The organism is Sedimentitalea sp. XS_ASV28 (assembly GCF_041224545.1).
Lineage (GTDB): Bacteria > Pseudomonadota > Alphaproteobacteria > Rhodobacterales > Rhodobacteraceae > Sedimentitalea.
Genome location: NZ_JBGFGP010000125.1, coordinates 38,627 through 56,611 on the forward strand (window position 1 = coordinate 38,627; position 17,985 = coordinate 56,611).

The following is a 17,985-nucleotide window of genomic DNA, read 5'->3' on the forward strand; positions in this document are numbered from 1 at the left end:
CACCGACAACGCTTTCTTAAAGGAATCAGGGTTAAGCCTTGATTGAAATTGATCGAGGGAGAAGCCCCGATGTTCCAAGAGTTGAACGTCTTTAAAGCTGCGCACGCCATGGCAAGACATGCCGGAGAACGTCAGGCGCTGGTGGCGCAGAACATCGCCAACGCCGATACGCCCGGATACAAGGCGCGCGACATGCAAAGCTTTGCACAGGTCTTTGACGGCGATGCGGCAGGCGGGATGCGGGCCAGCCGTGCCGGACACCTGAACGCACCGGACGGCGCCGGCGGGCGGCCCGGTTTCGAGAGCGAGTCGCCGACCGACCCCAACGGCAACTCGGTATCGGTCGAACTGGAGCTGATGAAAGGTGTCGAAATCAAGCGCGAACATGACCGCGCGCTTGCCATCTACAAATCCGCCCTCTCGGTGCTGCGCACCAGCCTTGGCCGCGCGTGACGAGGGTTGACGGATGAGCGAGTTTTCCAACGCCCTCTCGGTTTCGGCCCACGCCCTCAAGGCGCAGGCGACCCGGTTGCGCCATGTGTCCGAGAACATTTCCAACGCCGACACTCCGGGCTATCGCCGCAAATCGGTCTCCTTTGAAACGACCCGTGGCCCGGATGGCACCGATCTGCTGACCGTCGGGCGCGTCCAGCTGGATAAATCCGAGTTGGAGCAGATATTCGATCCGGCCCACCCGATGGCGGATGACACCGGCCATTACCAAGGCTCGAATGTCGACCTGATGCTCGAGATCGCAGACGCCCGCGAGGCGCAGCGAAGCTATGAAGCCAACCTCAAAATGTTCGATCAGACCCGGCAGATGTCCGCCGGCCTGATGGACCTGTTGCGCAAGTAAAGGAGTTCCAGAATGGATATTCGCAGCCTGTCAGCCGTACAGAATTATGGTGCGGCACGCCCCGCGACCCAGCCCGATCCCGATGGCGGCGCCGGGGCGCACTTGAAATCCGCGTTTCAGGATTTCGCGGCAACGATGCAACAGGGCGAAACCACCGCCATGGCATCGATGGCGGGCGACGCCGACCCCCATGCACTGGTACAGGCGCTGGCGCAGACGGAACTGGCCGTGGAAACCGCGATCACCGTGCGCAACAAGGTGGTCGAGGCCTATCAGGAAATCCTGAGGATGCCGGTCTGATATGCTGAGCGAGGGCGTCTTTTACGACACGTTGCGACAGGGATTGTGGATCGCCGTCACGATTTCAATTCCGATCCTGACCGTGGCGCTGGTCACCGGGTTGGCCATCGGCCTGTTTCAGGCGCTGACGTCGATCCAGGAGATGACGCTGACCTTTGTGCCCAAACTCGCGGCCATCGTCGTCGTGTTCTGGCTCTCGATGGGCTTCATGACCCAGACACTCGTGTCGTTTTTTGACGGACAGATCATTCCGCTGATTATTGGAGGTAGCTGATGGAAGCCGCCGGATACGTAACACTTTCCCGTCAATCCGGGCTGATGAACGAGATGCGGATCATCGCCAACAACATCGCCAATGCCGCGACCAGCGGCTATCGGCAGGAAGGGCTGATCTTTTCCGAATACGTTCAGGCCCGCGAGGATCAGTCTTCGCTGTCGATGAGCCGGGCGCGCATTCGCAACACCTCGCATGAACAGGGTCCGCTGACCCAGACCAACGGCAACTTTGATTTCGCGATCGAAGGCGACGGCTTCTTTCTGATCGAGACCCCGGCGGGCGAACGTCTGACACGGGCGGGCAGCTTTTCCCCGAATGCGGATGGCGACCTGGTGACGATGGACGGCTACCGCGTGCTCGACGCCGGGGGGGCTCCGGTCTTCATTCCGCCGGATGCCAAGGGGATCAGCGTCGCCGCCGATGGCACACTGAGCGCCGATGGCCGTCTGCTGGGCGAAATCGGTCTGGTGCAACCCACGAACCCCACGGGGCTGACACGCGAGGACGGCGTGCGCTTTCGCGCGGAGGGCGGCGTCGAGCCGGCCGAGAACGCCACCATCCTGCAGGGATTCGTCGAGGGTTCGAATGTGAACCCGATCCTGCAGGTATCGCGCATGATCGAAGTCCAGCGCGCCTACGAAATGGGGCAGAGCTTTCTGGAAACCGAAGACCAGCGCATCCGCAACGCGGTCAAGACGCTGATCAAGTGAACTGAACAAAGGAGAGCCTCATGCGGGCCTTGAAGATCGCAGCCACCGGGATGAGCGCGCAGCAACTGCGTGTCGAAACGATTTCCAACAATCTCGCCAACATGAACACGACCGGGTACAACGCCCGCCGCGCCGAGTTTTCCGACCTGCATTATCAACAGGTGTCGCGTGCCGGAACCGTGAATGCGTCGGACGGGACGGTGTTGCCAACGGGCATTCAGCTTGGCCTTGGCGTTCGCCCAAGCTCGGTCACCGTGCATCTTGCGCAGGGCGCGCTCGAAGCGACCGGCAATGATCTGGACGTCGCGATCGAAGGCAAGGGCTATCTCGAACTGACGCTGCCCAACGGCAATTCCGCCTATACGCGGGACGGCAGCCTGAAGCGTTCCGCCGAGGGCGTGATCGTGACTTCCGACGGCCATGCGGTCGCCCCGGAAATTGTCATCCCGTCGGATGCCCGCAGCGTGTCGATCAACGCGGCGGGCGAGGTCTATGCCTATTTCGAAGATTCCGCGGAAGGACAATTGCTGGGACAGTTGTCCGTCGCGGGCTTCTCGAACGCCAAGGGGCTGGAAGCGATCGGCAGCAACCTCTTTCTGGAAACCGAGGCATCCGGCCCCGCGCTGGTGTCAACGCCGGGCGAAGACGGGCTCGGAACACTGCGGCAGGGCTATCTCGAAGCCAGTTCCGTCGATGCGGTGCGCGAGGTCACCGAACTGATCGAGGCGCAGCGGGGCTATGAAATGAACGCCAAGGTCATATCTGCTGCCGATCAGATGATGGGCGCGACGACCCAGGTGCGATGATGAAACGGCTGATCCTCGCCATTCTGATACTATCGGCACCCGATCTCGGGGCCGAAATCCTGGTGCCCGTACGCACCATACGGGCCAAGGAAATCATCGGCGCGGCGGATTTTGTCGTCAAGGATGCCTCGGTCGCCGGGGCGCTGACCGAACCGCACGAGTTGATCGGCCAGGAAGCACGCGTGGCGCTCTATCCCGGCCGCCCGGTGCGCCCCCGCGATGTCGGTCCGCCCGCCATCGTCAGCCGCAACGATATCGTGACCCTTATTTTTGTCCAGGGCCCGCTGCGCATCGTGACCGAAGGGCGCTCGCTTGGACGTGGCGCCGTGGGAGAAACCATCCGGGCGATGAACCTGTCATCGCGCACAACAGTGACCGGCCGCATTCAGAGCGACGGCAGCATCGAGGTATATTGATGAAACGAACCAGACTCGCCGGGCTGCTCGCCTGTTCCGGACTGACCCTCGTATCCGCTTGCGGGCGCATCGACCACCTTGGCAAGCCGCCCTCGTTTTCCGAGAATACCGAAACCACGGAACACGTCGCGATGTTGATGCCGGGGCTGCCGCTCCAGACCCAGCCGCACCGAACGGTCGACCAGTCCTCACTCTGGAGCGCCACGCCGCAGTCGTTGCTCGGTGACCGGCGGGCGGTGCGCAAGGGGGATATCCTGACCGTCGTCATCGAGATCGACGAAAAGGCCGAGATCAGCAACGACACCGCCCGGTCACGCAGCGGCGAGGAAACGATGAAGGTGCCGAATCTTCTTGGGCTTCCCCAGCGTCTGGACGAAAAGCTGCCCGAAGGTGCGTCCATGGCCGACGCGGTCGGGCTGGGCTCGACCAGCGCGACGCAGGGCAAGGGCTCGGTCAAACGCAAGGAAAAGCTGACGCTGCGCGTGGCCGCAACCATCACCGATGTCCTGCCCAATGGCGTTCTCGCGATTTCCGGGTCTCAGGAATTGAGGGTGAACTTCGAACTGCGAGAGTTGCTTGTGACCGGGTATGTGCGGCCGCAGGATATCTCGCGCCAGAACGAGATCACCTACGACAAGATCGCGTCGGCCCGCGTGTCCTATGGCGGTCGCGGACAGATAACCGACGTTCAGCAGCCGCGCTACGGGCAACAAATCCTGGACACGGTCCTGCCGTTCTGAAGAGAAAGACGCGATGTTCAAGTTCCTTCCCCTGCTGCTCCTGCTCGTTGGCGCCGGCGCCGGAATCGCCGCGGGCCATTTCATGGCACCAAGAGCCGGGCACGACGACGCCGAGGCGGAAAACGCGCACCCGAAAGAGGACAACGAGGCCCACGAAACGACCGAGTTCGTCAAGCTGAACAACCAGTTCGTGGTGCCCATCGTGCAATCCGACCGGGTCGCGTCGCTTGTTGTCATGTCGCTCAGCCTTGAAACCCGGGCCGGGTCCCGCGAGCGGGTGTTCGAACGCGAACCCAAGCTGCGCGACATGTTTCTGCGCGTCCTGTTCGACCATGCGAATATGGGCGGTTTTGACGGGGCTTTCACCCGGCCCGGAAAGCTCGATGTGTTGCGGCAATCTCTCGCGGACGTTGCCCGCAAGGAGCTGGGCGACGATGTATCAGGCGTGCTGATCACCGAAATCGCGCGCCAGGACAACTAGGCCGCCGCCCGACGCCGCGTGGGCAAACAGCGCCCGAACCTTCGAGGCCGACATCACGCCCGAATGGACAAGGGGCATGTCGGCGCTGACCTCAGCCGTTACGGTGATCTTGCAGCAACCGCTCAAGCTGCGTCTTGCGCCGTTCGGCGCGGTGGTCAGCCACCGCCTTGCCCTGCATCTGCTGCACGGCATTGCGCCGCCCGAAGGCCTGGCGCACGCGATCCATCACCACCGACTTGCGGGCAAGCACCTGCGACAATTCGATATTGAGTTGTTTGCGGCTGCGCTCGAGCCAGGCCTGCCAGAGCAGGTCGGCACCGATGGTTTGCATCGGCATGTCGCCGGCCAGCGCCGCACGTCCGGTGTCGGCCTGTTCCCTGAGTTGCGCAAGCGCGCCGCGTATCCGCGCCTCTTCCTGCAAGACCGTCTGAACCTTGCGATACTCCGCAAGGTACATCGCTTCGGTGACCCGCGACATCTGTACAAGCTTGTCCCGTTTCATCCAATCCCTCTCCGCGCGCGCAGGCGCATCTGCTCGGCAAACCGGATGGCCGCCGCGACGGCCATGTAATGCTCCTCGGGGATTTCCTGCCCCAGGTCGACAGTCGCATGCAGCGCACGCGCTGTCGGGGGATCCGAATGGATCGGAACGCTCGACGCCTGCGCGGTTTCCCGAATTCGGGCTGCAACCTCGTCCACGCCCTTGGCCACACATACTGGCGCGGCTCCGGGCTTCCGGCTCCACCTGAGAGCAACCGCGTAATGCGTCGGGTTGACGATCACCACATCCGCCGTCGGGACATCCGACATCATCCGATTCATGGCGATTTCCTGACCGCGCTGACGACGTTGTTGCTTCATGTGCGGATCGCCTTCGGCCTCTTTGGATTCATCGGTGATTTCCTTGCGCGACATCATGTTCTTGCGCAGGTGTTCCTTGTGCTGCCACACCGCGTCGATCCCGCCGATCGCGGTGGCGATGACCAGAACCAGGAACAGGAATTCGACACACAGCCGCAAAAGCTGCGCCACCGCGATCATCGCACCTGTGCCGGTGATCGCGACGATATCGGTCAGGCGCCAGTCGAGGAAAAGGCCAAGACAGATCGAATACAGCACGAGCTTGCAGAAGCTCTTGAAGAACTCGAAGAGACCGGACCGGCCGAACTTGTTCTTTGCGTTCGAGATGACCGAAATGCGCGATAGCTTGGGCTTGATGCGGGTCGGCGCCACCACGAAGGCGCGCTGTGCCAGAACCGCCAGAAGCACAAGCAACGCGGGGATCAGGAACCAGGGCGTCAACGCCCTGCCCAGCGTCAGCAACAATCCACCTGCCGGGGCGCTGGCAGGCCCCTCCAACATCAGCGTCCCGAGGCGGTCCGGCTGGTCCAGCAATACCATCAGAGTCGTACCAAGCGTGTGCAGCGATCCGGCCCCCACCGCCATCGCCGTCAGCAGCAGACCCGCATATGACGCGGCCACCAGCAGGTCGTTGGATTTTGCGACCTCACCCTTTTCCCGTGCTTTCTGAAGCTTTTGAGGCGTTGCCTCGTGTGACTTTTCCGACTCGTCCTGCTGCGCGCCGCTCATCGCGTGACATCCAGCGGATCGGCCATGAACATCACCAACGCCTCGACCCAGACCGACAACAGGATGGGCGCACAGAGAAACAGCACGAAAATGCCGCCGAGCGTGATGACAGGGGCGCCGACAAAGGCGACCATCAATTGCGGCATCGCGCGATTGATGACTCCCAAAGTGAGGTTGTAAATCACCGAGGTGATGACGAACGGCGCCGCCAGCGTGAAGGCGAGCGAAAATGCCTGCGCGATGCGGCCCACGCCCCATGCCGAGAGATCCTGCGCAGAGGGGAAACCTCCGGCCGGGAATATCTCGTAAGACCGGATCATCAACTCGGCCGCACGCACATGCAGGCCCGCCATCACCGCGAGCGCCAGCCCCCCGACCACCAGAACATAACCCATCGCCGGGATCGGCTCGACCGCCGCCCCGCCGAGGATTTGCGACAATGAGGTCGATTGGGCGGCGATCGACCCGGCGGTTTGCAAGGCGAGCACGAACAACCGGATACCCACGCCAAGCGCCAATCCGGCGACGACCTCGGTCAAGGTGAACCGCGCCAGGATCAGCGGGTCGGGAGGGGCCGATTGCATTGGCACCGCGGGCATCACGATCAGCGTAAACGCGATAGCGATCCCGAGCTTGACCCTCATCGGCACCGCGGTTTCTCCAAACGCCGGCATGACGGTGACCATCGCCGACAGTCTCAGAAATACCACGATCCCATGCCAGAGCGTCGCCGACAGGAACGGCAGCACGTCGTTCAGCGTGGCGATCACGCCGCGACCATTCCGACCAGCGCCGGACGCGCCTCGAGGCCGATCTCTTCGAAGGACAGCACGGGATTGGCGATCCCGCGCGCTTTCAGGATCGTGCGCAGGAACCGCCGTCGCCGGGTCGACGTGACGACGGCCGGGAACAAGCCCTGGTTCGATGTCTGGTTCAACCGTTCGGACACGCCATCGGCCAGCTTGTTGAACAACTCCGGCGGCAGCGCGATATCAAGGCTCCCTTGCTTGGTTTCAACCTGATACGTCAGGAACATATCCTCCCATTCCGGGGCCAGTTGCACGAGCGGAATGCTGCCATCCTCCCGCTTCAGCTCCGATACCAGCTGAAACCCCATGCGTTGCCGCACATGCTCGCAGATCGCTTCGGGCTGGGCCGTGCTCAGCCGCGCCTCGGCAATCGACTCGAGGATCAGCGGCATGTTGCGTATCGAAACCCGTTCCTCCAGCAACAGACGAAGCACAGCATGCAACGTGTCGATCGGCACCTTGTCCGGAATGATCTCGTCCAGCAGCTTGCGGTTTGCCTCGGCCCGCCCCGGATCGGACAGCATCGTCATTTCGTTCAGCAGACGCCGCAGCGATTTGAGCGTCAACAAGCGCGCGAAATTCTGCTTGATCACCTCCAGAAGATGAGTTGCGAGGATCTCCGGAGGGCTGACGATGGTGGCGCCGACCAGCGCCGCGGCCTCCTGATCCCTGGGCGCGATCCATCGCGCGGGTGCGCCATAGACCGGCTCGGTGACATCGGTTCCCTTTGGCAGGGATTGCTGATCCTCGGGCATGAGCGCCAGAACTAGGTCCGGATGCAGCGCGCCGCGCGCCTGCTCGACCCCCTGAACCCGGATCACGTAGGTTCCGACGGGCAGTTCCGCCTGGTCGGTCAGGCGAATGTCAGGCAGAATCAGGCCAAAAACCGTGGCCACATGCGTGCGCATATTTGCAATCCGCGTGTCGAGCCCAGTCCCCGGGTCAAGAACCATGCTGACAAGGTCGGGTGCGAACTCCAGATGCACATCGTCAAGATCGAGCACATCCCCCAATGCCTTGCGCGCGGGTTGCGGGCTGTCATCCGGCTCTTCCTGCATGTCGCGCGCCCTGGCACGCCGGTGCATCGCGTAGGCCGCAAAGCCGAGGATGCTGCCCCCCACCATGAACGGCAGAAAAGGCAGGCCGGGCACGAGCGCGAACAGCGCCATCAGCACCGCAACCGTCGCCAGGGCGGCCGGATGCTTGCCAAGTTGATCGAACATGGCAAGATCGGTCGCCCCCCGGTTGCCACCGCGCGCCAGCAGCAATGCGGATGCGATCGAGATGATCACGGCCGGGATTTGCGACACGAGACCATCGCCGACCGTCAGGATCGCGTAGGTTTCAAATGCCGAACCGATCGGCATTTGATGCACGACAACGCCCATGACCAGGCCCATCACGAGATTGAGCAAGGTGATCAACAGACCGGCAATCGCGTCACCTTTCACGAATTTCGAAGCGCCGTCCAGCGAACCGAAGAAGGTGGTTTCCTGCTGTTCCCGCTCGCGCCGCTCGCGTGCCTCGGTGTGGTTGATCGCCCCCGCCGACATATCGCTGTCGATCGCAAGCTGCTTGCCCGGCATGCCATCGAGCGCGAACCTGGCACCAACCTCGGCCATGCGCGCGGCCCCCTTGGTGATCACCATGAAGTTCACGATCAGCAGGACACCGAACACCACCAGTCCGAGAAACACACTGCCCCCCATTATGAACTGCGCGAAGCCCTCGATCACGTCCCCCGCTGCATTCGGACCGGTATGGCCCTGACCGATGATCAGCTTGGTCGAGGACACGTTCAGCGACAGTCGCAACATCAGCGAAGCGAGCAATATCGTCGGAAAGGCGGAAAAATCGAGCGGCCGCTCGATGAACAGCGTCACCGTAAAGATCAGGATGGCGAGAGCGAACGACGCCGCCAGCCCGACATCCAGAACCCAGGCCGGCATCGGCAGGATCATCATGACGATCACCGCCATCAACGCCAGGGCCAACAGCACCGTCGGATTGAAAATGTCCTTTGTAGATAGTCTCGGCATGACGGCCACTCTAGTTTATTCGCACGAACGAGCGTCCGCCCGGTCCCGACATCGGAACCAGAGAGCCCAGCCTGGCGGCCCCGCCCGCTATCAACGGGGCCGGCGCTCCACTCGCAAAGACAGATGATGGAGTCCTGACGGGGGCCTGCTCGGCGACAACGGGGAACTGATCGCCCGCGGTCTCGGCGCGAATCCTGTCAAACCGCGCAGCATAGGTTTTCGCATGTTTGCGCGTTCGTGAGTGATATGCACCGGCGGCCGCAGACCATGTGCCGAATTCAACGAAAAGCTCGCGCAGGAATCTCGCCGCGTAGTCCGCATTCATCACCGGATCGAACATTTCATCAATCGACCGGAATGCGGCACCGTGCCATTTGTAATTCACCTGAAAGCAGCCGACATCAAAGCTCCGGGCACCTCGCTTGAAATGGCGAAACACATAGGCTCGGGCCTCATCTTCCGTCGCAAACCATTTGCCGGCCCCCTCCATGTTGACCGTCCAGGGCCAGGGCTCCAATCGCCCATCAGAGGTACGTCCGGTCTCGGCACGTGAGATCGCCTGCAAGACATCAAATGGCACATCGCGCGACCTGGCGGCAATCTGTGCTGCCCGATCACACAACAGCGCGATATTCCCGGAAGTTTCACTGGTCGCACCAGCGCAGGGGCTCAGGGCTACAAGCAAAGCCAAAGCGAACCGGCAGGAACGATGCAATCGCAAAAATCGGGTCGCGCTGAACAGGCGTGTCTTTGGGTTTCCAGGCATTCTGCCCCTTCCCTGCGTGGTTTCTTCACGCTTTCAACGCTAGGCAGCGCTTATTGAGATTCCGTTATCGAATGAAAGCACCAGTAATTTCTCGCACGACCAGCGAAGTCAGATGCCGCATCATTCGTTCGGCTCGGAAACGTCCAGTTCGGACAATATCTCGGCAATCTCCGAACGAGCGCTGACGCTATCGTCCAGAAGCGACCGCGCACCGGCCAGCGGTGCTGTCTCGTCATTCTCTTCGGTTTCTTTCGCAAGCCTTGTCGAAAGTTCCGCCAGACGCAGATAGCGCGGGTCATCGGCCAGCGGCAGCTCATCCCACGCATCACCAAGCCAGAGATTGCGCGCGGCGTTCTCCGGACGCTCGGCGTCAAGCAACACCTGGCCAGCCATTTCATAGTCACCGTTCGCCTGCATCGCACGCGCTAGGATCGCTGAGGCTTCGGGATCAGTCAGGTTCAGGACTTCAATCATGGCGCGATGCGGCAACCCGTTCGCCAAAGCGATATTGGCGCGCAACAGACGATCTTCCCGGGACATGCCTCGCGGCGTTGCCTTCTCGATGATGGCCTGGGCCTGTTGCGGAAATCCGAGAACCAGCAAGCGACCCGACAAATTTGCCGCCAAAGACGCTGGAAGCTTGCTATCAAAAGGCTCGGCCAGCGGCAAAGCAAATGTCAGGAACGTTACATCATCCGCATTTTGCGCCAAGAGTTCGAGAACAGGGTGTGAGGCCGCTGCGGCAAGGGCCGGGCCGTCCAATTCTGCGCTGACATCCAGCGCCTCGAAAGCCGCTTCGAACCGACCGGCGAGGGCGAGAGACATCGCGTGAACCCTGCGCAGTTCGCTTCCCCATTTCCCCTGACGGTGCTCGGCGGCGTAGCTTGCTGCAAGTTCCGGCATGTCGGGTCGCAGGGCCTTTTTCTCCAAATAGTGCATGTCGATCAATTTGATCAGCGCTTCCGGGGAAACCTCGGAATCCGACGCGACCACCTTTTCGATTTTTTCGACCACGGCTTCGGTCTTGCCCGTGGCGCTTTCCACCTCAGCTTCGGCCAGATCGTGGGAAGGCCCGGTCGATCCGCTGCTGCGATCGATCTCCCGCAACAGGGCGGCTGCAAGCTCGTTGTGCTCCAGTTTGCTGAGGCTTCGGCTTAGTCGCGGCCCCAATTGATGACGCAGATGACGCGGCAGATTCGCGAAAGCGCGCAGCAAGGCGTCGGAGTGTGCCATGTCCATCTGCGCGGGGTCTGCCAGCGCCGACCACAAGGCGAAATCCTGCGAACATCCGGACTGCCCGAGGAAGGGGTTCGCACCCTCGATCGCGCTTCCGTCCACAATCCGCGCCAACGCCCGAAGGGCGTTCGATTCAGGAGACGGATCCGGCACAAACCTCAGCACCGTCTCTGCCTCGGCGCCGAAACCGAAATGGATATAGGTTCTTGCAAGGTCTTGAGCGGTCTCGGCGTCCAATTGATCAAATTCACCAAATAATCCGGCGCGCAACGCGCCAATCTGATCTGCAAACGGTCGTTCATCTGCCCAATCTGGCACAGCCACAACCGAATCTGGCAAACAGGTCGCTTCGCCGGCAAGCTGATCCAGGGTGCTCGCGATCGCGGAGAGGTCACGGTCAATGACGGTCGTGCTGGCAATATTGATCTCTGCCTTTGCCGGTGCGACGACCGGCTCGGGAGGAGGCAGGCCGATCTCTGTTTCCTCCTCAGCGAATTGGGTGACAGGTGTGAGCAGACCTTGTGACGCCGCCCGTTCGATCTGCGCCAGCAGTCTCTGCTCGGACAGGGTCTTGGAGATGATCTTATCGGATTTTCCGGCACCGGGTCGCGCCTCGACGGGTGAATCTCCGCGCGACGCTTTCCGGCGCTCGACAGTTGGCCCCCCATCCGTTGTTGCGCCGCCTGTATCAAGCTGAAACCTGTAGGCCGCGAGATCGACCGGCTGCAAACGCGGTTTCAGGTAAAACTCGGTGCCGGTTGAATCGCGTATGTCAATCACCAGATAGGTTTCAGCCTGTAAAAACCCCTCAACCGCGCAATTGCAATTGAGGCTCAGTTCCAGAGGGCCACCCCTCTCGCGCTGCGCGACCTCGCGCAACCGTGTCCGCGGAATCTTTTGGAATACGCCACCAAGATCGAACCGGATGTCCGGTTGATCGACATTGACTTTGACCTCGCGACCCTGATTGCTGACCGACCAATCGGCACCCTCTCCGATCTTCATCACGAGACGAGAAAATGTTGCGTGTTCTCCCGAGCGAACAACCACCGTTTGCGCCGACAGGGAAGCCGACCCAAAGAACAGGAGAAAACAAATCAGGGCAAATCGCATCATGCCGCATCCTGTTTCACTGCCTTCAGCGCCTGCTCCAGATCGGTGAAATCAGGGCGGCAATGGGCCGGCGTGTTCTGTCGGCCGACCTCGATGCAGATGGCCGCCGCATGATTATGAAGGTTCGCGATAAGCACCTCCCGTATCAGGAGATAGAAATGGTTGTCCTCTTCGATCACCGTCTTGACCCGTGCGGCAAACGGGCCGACCAGGCCATAGGCCAGAAAGACGCCAAGGAACGTCCCGACCAGCGCACCGCCGATCAGCTTGCCCAGAACTTCGGGCGGCTGGTCGATCGAACCCATCGTCTTGATCACCCCGAGAACGGCCGCCACGATGCCCAGTGCAGGCAATCCATCGGCAACCGTCTGCAATGCATGACTGGAATGCAACGCGTGATGCAGGTTGGCCTCCATGCGCTTGTCGAGCACCTCTTCGACCTGATGCGGATCGTCATAGTTCATCGACGCGGAACGCATGGTATCGCAGATCAGGTTCACCGCTTCTCCATCGGCCTGAATCTTCGGATATTTCGAGAAGACCGATGAACTCGCGGGGTCTTCGATATGCTGTTCCACTTCGACCGGGTTCTGACGGGCGATGCGGATCAGTTCGAACAACAGGCAGAGCAGGTCCCGGTAATCCTGCGGCTTCCATTTCGGTCCCTTGAAGACCTTTGCGACATCCTTGGCCGTATGCTTGATCGCCGACATGTCATTGCTGATCAGGAACGCGCCTATGGCGGCGCCGCCGATCATGATCATCTCGAACGGCAAGGTCTTGAGTATGATCGCCATCTTGCCGCCGGCAAGAAGATAGCCACCGAACACCATCCCAAAGATCGTGACAATACCGATTATGCCAATCATAGTGCGACTCCGTGTTTCGTGGGCTTTGGACAGTCTGCCGTGCCTGCCTTAACAAACGTTCACCGGATGAGTTCATTCCGTGGGAACGGAGGCATTGCGACCGGCGAGCACCACGCTGATCGAATAGGCCGCCATCGGGCTCAGCCCAGCCATCACATCTGCCGCAGCATCAGGCCGCATGCGCGCGAGAAACCCGGCGGCGAATTCGGGGGCCATCGTCTCGAACAACGCCGCCGCCTGTTTCGGCTTCATCTTTTCATATACATCGGTGAGGCGAACGAGGTCTTCTTCCGTCGCCCCGTCTGCGAGCGCAAGCGTGGCCGACAGACGTTCCTCTGCACCGATCAGCGCCTCAAGCCGCCGCTCGATAGCTTTTTCGGCGATCTCAAGCGCCTTCATGCGATCCTGTATCTGCGCCTCGCGGGTGTCGAGTGCGTATTCACGATCGCGAAGAGCATCGATCAGGGTTTGCAACTCTGCCGAGGTCGGCGTGCCGCCACGCGCAGTCTCCGGTTCCGCAGACATTTCCTGATCCTGCTCGGGCCGTGATTCACGGGCAACCGCGGGTCCCGCCTGCAAGCCAATACGCAACAGCGCCGAGCCGATGAGCATAACCGCGATCACCGCCAGCGTACCGCCACGCAAACGGGGCAGATTTGCCTTGAATTTCATTGTCACACCCCCTGCTGACTCCGTTCGTGGCGCACGAATATCGGGCCGACAGGACGTTCGGTTTCGGTGTGCTCCTGCCCGGCCGCGGCTTCGGGGGCCGGCGTCTCTGGAAGATCGTGCATCGAGGCCATCATGAGTTCCAGGCGCGCCGCGACCGCTTCCGCGCGCCCGGTCAGGTCGTCCAGAGCCGCGTTCGATCCATCGGATGCGTCACGCGCGCGCGCAAGCGTCTGGCTCAGATCGTCAACCTGTGCGGACAGCACCGCAACGGCGCCACCGACCCCCTTTTCCAGATCATTGAATCGCTTCAGCCGGCGCGCGAGAACAAAACAGTACAGCCCTGCTCCCAATGCGCCCGCAACCAGAAAGATATCTGCAACCAGTTCCAACTTTGCCTCCTAATTCAGCACAAATTCCATGACCAGAAGGTCACGCACGCGGCCCTGCCCGGCCACGACCTGCACCCGCCGCAGCATCTGACCGCGAAGCTTGGTCAACGCCTGCGGCGCTTCAAATTCCGTGACATCCAACGCCCGCAGATAGCTGTTCAGGACATCGACGATCCTGGGCAGCACCAGTTCGACATCCTCGCGATAGGCGCTGTTCACCTCCAGCTGGCTTCGGAAACGCAAATGGCGCACATATGTGTTTCCAGAGAGGGAAATCATGATCGGCTCGATTTCGACGAACGCGATTTCCGGCAGGGGTTCGGCCGGTTCGCCGGCGGGCGGATGGGTGTCGTGCGATTCCTCCTTGCCGAACAACAGGCCTGACGAACTGACGTAAAATCCGCCTCCCGCGCCCGCAATCGCGAGAACAAGACCCAGTATCAATGGAAGTTTCTTTGATTTGACCGGCGTTTCCGGTGCCTCCGCTACGGCATCCGACATGGCAATTCCTATCGTTTCGTACGGTGTCTTCATAACCGTGCAGGAACTAACCGATTGTTAAGGCCAATGGATCAAACAGGAGGGAACGTTGGCAGAACGTCGGCGACACGGAGGACATCGTGCAGCAGATCAAAACGATTTGGACCGAACTCGACAGACGCAAGCAGATTGTGGTGATACTCGCCACTGTCGCACTGATTGTGACGCTGGTGGTGATGTCGCGCATGGCGGCAACGCCTTCGATGAAATTGCTGTATGCCGGGCTGGAGAACGGCTCCGCCGGGGATGTGGTGCGCGCGCTCGAACAGCGCGGCACGCTCTACGAGGTGCGGGGCGGTTCCATCTATGTTCCGGCCGAAAACCGCGACGAATTGCGGATGACCCTCGCAAGCGAAGGCCTGCCGGCCAATGGTGGCCGTGGCTATGAACTGCTTGATTCGCTGAACGGGTTCGGCACGACCTCCCAGATGTTCGATGCCGCCTACTGGCGCGCCAAGGAAGGTGAACTCGCCCGCACCATCGTGGCCAGCCCACATGTGGCCCAGGCCCGCGTGCACATCGCGCATAGCGGCTCCGGACCGTTTCAGCGAAGCGTCGACCCCACTGCGTCGGTGTCTCTTGTCCCGGCGGGCGCGGCGGTGACCGTCGCCCAGGCAAATGCTCTCAGGTTCCTGGTGGCGTCTGCGGTTGCCGGTCTCACCGTGGAAAACGTTGCGATCATCGATGCAAACGGAACGCTGATCGGCACTGCGGACACCAATGCATCGCCCAACAGCGCCGATGATCGTGCCTTGCTGTTGCGGGACCGGGTGCTGCGGCTGGTCGAGGCACGTGTCGGGGCGGGCAACGCGGTGGTCGAGGTCAGCGTGGATACGGTCACCCAGACCGAATCGATCCGGGAACGCCGGTTCGATCCCGAAGGCCGCGTTGCCATCAGCACCGAGACAGAAGAGCGCACCGATTCCTCGACAAACGCCGCCGGTGGCGACGTCACCGTCGCATCGAACCTGCCGGACGGAGATGGTGCCGCCGGCGAAGGCTCCAAGGCACAGGGCAGCGAGACCCGCGAACGCATCAACTATGAAGTATCCGAAACCGAACACGAGATCCTGCGTGGCCCCGGCGACATCAGGCGCCTGACGGTTGCGGTTCTGGTCAACGGGCTCGATGTGATCGACGACGCCGGGAACACGACATTCGCACCGCGCGCCGAAGAGGAACTCGGCGCGTTGCGTGATCTGGTCGCTTCGGCGGTTGGCTTTGATGAATCGCGCGGGGATGTGATCACGCTGCGATCAATGGAACTGCCGACCGCCGCGCCGCTGGGAACCGCAGCCACGGGCGGACTGCTCCAGGGACTCGATCTGGATATCATGTCACTGATTCAGGTGGCGGCGCTGGCGCTGGTCGCGCTGGTGCTCGGGCTCTTTGTGGTGCGCCCGATCCTGAGCAATAGCCGACGCCTGACAGATACCGATTTTGCGGCGCTGCCGCCCGCCGCATCCGACACGCCCACCACGCAGGATCAGGGGCCTCTCTTGACCGGGGAGATCGCAGATAGCCCGGCAGATCGGTTTCAGCCCGCCGCGCTGACCGCAACTCAGCCCGGCTCCGAAGGCAAGCTGCCCGCATTGTCCGGAAACGAGCCCTCTCCGGTTGAACGATTGCGGTCGATGATCGGCGAGCGGCAGGAAGAAACCGTCGAAATCCTGCGCAGTTGGCTTGAGGAAAGCGAGGAGAAAGCATGATGGCGATCGCACATCTCTTGGAAGATTTCAGCATGATCGACCGCCCCGAAGATCCGATTACCGAAATGAGCGATGACGCCATCGAGGATATGCGCCTCGCCTCTTTCGAACAGGGGTACACGGCGGGGTGGGACGACGCCATTCGCGTTCAGTCCGAAGACAAGCACCGTGCGCTTGCCGCCCTCGCACAGAATCTGGAGGATTTCGCATTCACCTATCAGGAAGCGTTGTCGCAAATGACGAGGGCGATCGAGCCGGTATTCCGGACGCTGTTGCAGAAAGTACTGCCAGAAGCGATGCAGGAAAGCGTCGGCGCGCGGATCGTCGAGCAGTGTCTCGATCTGGCGCGCGAGCAAGTGGAACAGCCGGTCATGCTGGTGGTGCCCACGGGCGCCGGTGATGCGCTCAAACCCATCCTGCAAAAGGATCTGGCGATGCAACTCGCGATCCGCGAAAGCGCGGAGATCGGGCCGGGTCAGATCCAGATAAGGATCGGCGACAGCGAACGTGAGATCGACACCGCCCAATTGCTGGCATCGCTGACCCAGTCGGTCGACGCATTCTATCACACCCTGACCGAGGAGTCTCTGTATGGATAACGCTTCCGAAACCCGTTCCAACGCGAATGGACAAGCAAATCCGTTTGTCTCCGTGCCGATTGAGATCACGGTATCGGTCGGCAAGGCGAGACCGTTGATCCGAGAGCTTGTCAGCCTTGGCGAGAACGCTGTTCTCACCCTGGACAGGCGCATCGAAGACCCCGTCGAGCTTTTTGTCGGCGACCGGCTGGTGGCCCGGGGGCAGTTGGAGGAGCTTGGCGGCGACAATGCAGGCCAGCTTGCGGTTCGCCTGACCGAGATCGCCGATTTCCAGAGCGGGCTGGGATGAAGTTCGCACCGATCTGGCTGCTGCTCGCGGTTGTCGCGACGCTGCCCCAGCCTGCGCTTGCACAGGAGCTGTCGCTATCGCTCGGCGATGGCGGCTCGATCTCGGCGCGCTCGATCCAGTTGATCCTGCTGATTACGGTGCTCAGCCTCGCACCGGGGCTGGCGATCATGATCACCTGCTTTCCATTCATCGTGACGGTACTGGCGATCCTCAGACAGGCCATCGGCCTTCAGCAATCGCCGCCGAACATGCTGATTGTCAGTCTCGCGCTGTTTCTTACCTATTTCGTTATGGAGCCGGTTTTTACCGAAGCGTGGGAGAGCGGCATCCGCCCGCTGCTGGACGAACAGATCGAGGTCGAAGCGGCGTTTTCGCTCAGCCTCGAACCGTTCCGTGTCTTCATGTCCGACCGCGTCGATCCGGACACCTTCATCGCCATGGCCGAACTGCGCCCCGATGCGGAAACGATCCGGTCGGGGCCGGACGCGCCGCTCTCGGTGCTGGTTCCCAGCTTCCTGCTTTCCGAGATCGCCCGCGCCTTCCAGGTCGGGTTTCTGGTGTTCCTGCCGTTTCTCATCATCGACCTCGTCGTGGCGGCGATCCTGATGTCGATGGGGATGATGATGGTCCCGCCCGCAATCGTCTCCCTGCCGTTCAAGCTGGCGTTTTTCGTCGTGGCCGATGGCTGGAGCCTGATCGCAGGCGCGTTGGTCCGAAGTTATTTCCCCTGACCGCTTCCCCTGACGATGCGCCACGGTAGAATTGCGCTGGCACATTTC

23 protein-coding genes are annotated in these 17,985 nt (G+C 61.4%); 13 read left to right on the plus strand and 10 right to left on the minus strand.

The window, feature by feature from the left end; all coding sequences use genetic code 11:
* The first annotated feature begins 69 nt into the window (after positions 1-69).
* The 9 genes from AB9K34_RS10045 to AB9K34_RS10085 are packed head-to-tail and all read left to right on the plus strand — an operon-like array spanning position 70 to position 4,586.
* Positions 70-453: a FlgB family protein gene (locus AB9K34_RS10045; protein ID WP_369954286.1), complete on the plus strand. Its 384-nt coding sequence runs from the start codon at positions 70-72 to the stop codon at positions 451-453.
* 13 nt (positions 454-466) lie between these two features.
* Positions 467-856 (plus strand): flagellar basal body rod protein FlgC, encoded by a 390-nt coding sequence (flgC, locus tag AB9K34_RS10050; RefSeq protein ID WP_369954287.1) that lies wholly within the window; start codon positions 467-469, stop codon positions 854-856.
* 12 nt (positions 857-868) lie between these two features.
* Entirely contained in the window at positions 869-1,156 is a 288-nt protein-coding gene (gene fliE, locus AB9K34_RS10055; RefSeq protein WP_369954288.1) for a flagellar hook-basal body complex protein FliE, read from the plus strand.
* Position 1,157: 1 nt separating this feature from the next.
* Positions 1,158-1,430, plus strand: a complete 273-nt coding sequence (locus AB9K34_RS10060) for a flagellar biosynthetic protein FliQ (RefSeq protein ID WP_369954289.1) — start codon at positions 1,158-1,160, stop codon at positions 1,428-1,430.
* Complete coding sequence (locus tag AB9K34_RS10065) at positions 1,430-2,143, plus strand: flagellar hook-basal body complex protein (RefSeq protein WP_369954290.1); 714 nt, start codon at positions 1,430-1,432, stop codon at positions 2,141-2,143. Before AB9K34_RS10060 ends, AB9K34_RS10065 begins: the two co-directional genes overlap by 1 nt.
* Before the next feature lie 20 nt (positions 2,144-2,163).
* Positions 2,164-2,949 carry a flagellar basal-body rod protein FlgG gene (gene flgG, locus AB9K34_RS10070; RefSeq protein ID WP_369954291.1) on the plus strand — a complete coding sequence of 262 codons (786 nt, stop codon included), beginning with the start codon at positions 2,164-2,166 and terminating at the stop codon, positions 2,947-2,949.
* A complete protein-coding gene (gene flgA / locus AB9K34_RS10075; protein ID WP_369954292.1) occupies positions 2,949-3,365 on the plus strand; it encodes a flagellar basal body P-ring formation chaperone FlgA in 417 nt (138 codons plus the stop codon). The genes flgG and flgA overlap by 1 nt, the downstream gene beginning before the upstream one ends.
* Positions 3,365-4,105, plus strand: coding sequence for a flagellar basal body L-ring protein FlgH (gene flgH / locus AB9K34_RS10080; RefSeq protein ID WP_369954293.1), 741 nt, complete (start codon positions 3,365-3,367; stop codon positions 4,103-4,105). Before flgA ends, flgH begins: the two co-directional genes overlap by 1 nt.
* Before the next feature lie 13 nt (positions 4,106-4,118).
* Positions 4,119-4,586: a flagellar basal body-associated FliL family protein gene (locus tag AB9K34_RS10085; RefSeq protein WP_369954294.1), complete on the plus strand. Its 468-nt coding sequence runs from the start codon at positions 4,119-4,121 to the stop codon at positions 4,584-4,586.
* Between the two features lie 91 nt (positions 4,587-4,677).
* Here the strand turns inward: AB9K34_RS10085 and AB9K34_RS10090 are convergent, their stop codons facing one another.
* From AB9K34_RS10090 to fliL, 10 genes are all read right to left on the minus strand, one after another.
* Positions 4,678-5,088 (minus strand): hypothetical protein, encoded by a 411-nt coding sequence (locus AB9K34_RS10090; RefSeq protein ID WP_369954295.1) that lies wholly within the window; start codon positions 5,086-5,088, stop codon positions 4,678-4,680.
* Complete coding sequence (locus tag AB9K34_RS10095; RefSeq protein ID WP_369954296.1) at positions 5,085-6,176, minus strand: flagellar biosynthesis protein FlhB; 1,092 nt, start codon at positions 6,174-6,176, stop codon at positions 5,085-5,087. Before AB9K34_RS10095 ends, AB9K34_RS10090 begins: the two co-directional genes overlap by 4 nt.
* Positions 6,173-6,946, minus strand: a complete 774-nt coding sequence (locus AB9K34_RS10100) for a flagellar biosynthetic protein FliR (RefSeq protein WP_369954297.1) — start codon at positions 6,944-6,946, stop codon at positions 6,173-6,175. Before AB9K34_RS10100 ends, AB9K34_RS10095 begins: the two co-directional genes overlap by 4 nt.
* A complete protein-coding gene (flhA, locus tag AB9K34_RS10105; RefSeq protein WP_369954298.1) occupies positions 6,943-9,024 on the minus strand; it encodes a flagellar biosynthesis protein FlhA in 2,082 nt (693 codons plus the stop codon). The genes AB9K34_RS10100 and flhA overlap by 4 nt, the downstream gene beginning before the upstream one ends.
* A 10-nt stretch (positions 9,025-9,034) precedes the next feature.
* The gene (locus AB9K34_RS10110; RefSeq protein WP_369954299.1) at positions 9,035-9,604 is read right to left on the minus strand and encodes a transglycosylase SLT domain-containing protein; all 570 of its coding nucleotides are present in this window, start codon (positions 9,602-9,604) and stop codon (positions 9,035-9,037) included.
* Positions 9,605-9,910: 306 nt separating this feature from the next.
* Positions 9,911-12,142, minus strand: coding sequence for a hypothetical protein (locus AB9K34_RS10115; RefSeq protein ID WP_369954300.1), 2,232 nt, complete (start codon positions 12,140-12,142; stop codon positions 9,911-9,913).
* On the minus strand, positions 12,139-13,008 hold the full coding sequence (gene motA / locus AB9K34_RS10120) for a flagellar motor stator protein MotA (protein ID WP_369954301.1): 870 nt from the start codon (positions 13,006-13,008) through the stop codon (positions 12,139-12,141). The genes AB9K34_RS10115 and motA overlap by 4 nt, the downstream gene beginning before the upstream one ends.
* A gap of 72 nt (positions 13,009-13,080) precedes the next feature.
* Positions 13,081-13,680 (minus strand): MotE family protein, encoded by a 600-nt coding sequence (locus AB9K34_RS10125; protein ID WP_369954302.1) that lies wholly within the window; start codon positions 13,678-13,680, stop codon positions 13,081-13,083.
* Between the two features lie 2 nt (positions 13,681-13,682).
* Complete coding sequence (locus AB9K34_RS10130; protein WP_369954303.1) at positions 13,683-14,069, minus strand: hypothetical protein; 387 nt, start codon at positions 14,067-14,069, stop codon at positions 13,683-13,685.
* 9 nt (positions 14,070-14,078) lie between these two features.
* A complete protein-coding gene (fliL, locus tag AB9K34_RS10135; RefSeq protein ID WP_369954304.1) occupies positions 14,079-14,570 on the minus strand; it encodes a flagellar basal body-associated protein FliL in 492 nt (163 codons plus the stop codon).
* Between the two features lie 119 nt (positions 14,571-14,689).
* Between fliL and fliF the strand changes: the two genes are divergently transcribed.
* From fliF to fliP, 4 genes are read left to right on the plus strand one after another with little or no spacing between them, the layout of a single operon-like run.
* Positions 14,690-16,318, plus strand: a complete 1,629-nt coding sequence (gene fliF, locus AB9K34_RS10140) for a flagellar basal-body MS-ring/collar protein FliF (RefSeq protein WP_369954305.1) — start codon at positions 14,690-14,692, stop codon at positions 16,316-16,318.
* Positions 16,315-16,917, plus strand: a complete 603-nt coding sequence (locus tag AB9K34_RS10145) for an ABC transporter ATP-binding protein (RefSeq protein WP_369954306.1) — start codon at positions 16,315-16,317, stop codon at positions 16,915-16,917. Before fliF ends, AB9K34_RS10145 begins: the two co-directional genes overlap by 4 nt.
* On the plus strand, positions 16,910-17,206 hold the full coding sequence (locus AB9K34_RS10150) for a FliM/FliN family flagellar motor switch protein (protein ID WP_369954307.1): 297 nt from the start codon (positions 16,910-16,912) through the stop codon (positions 17,204-17,206). Before AB9K34_RS10145 ends, AB9K34_RS10150 begins: the two co-directional genes overlap by 8 nt.
* Positions 17,203-17,937, plus strand: a complete 735-nt coding sequence (fliP, locus tag AB9K34_RS10155) for a flagellar type III secretion system pore protein FliP (RefSeq protein WP_369954308.1) — start codon at positions 17,203-17,205, stop codon at positions 17,935-17,937. The genes AB9K34_RS10150 and fliP overlap by 4 nt, the downstream gene beginning before the upstream one ends.
* Positions 17,938-17,985 lie beyond the last annotated feature (48 nt).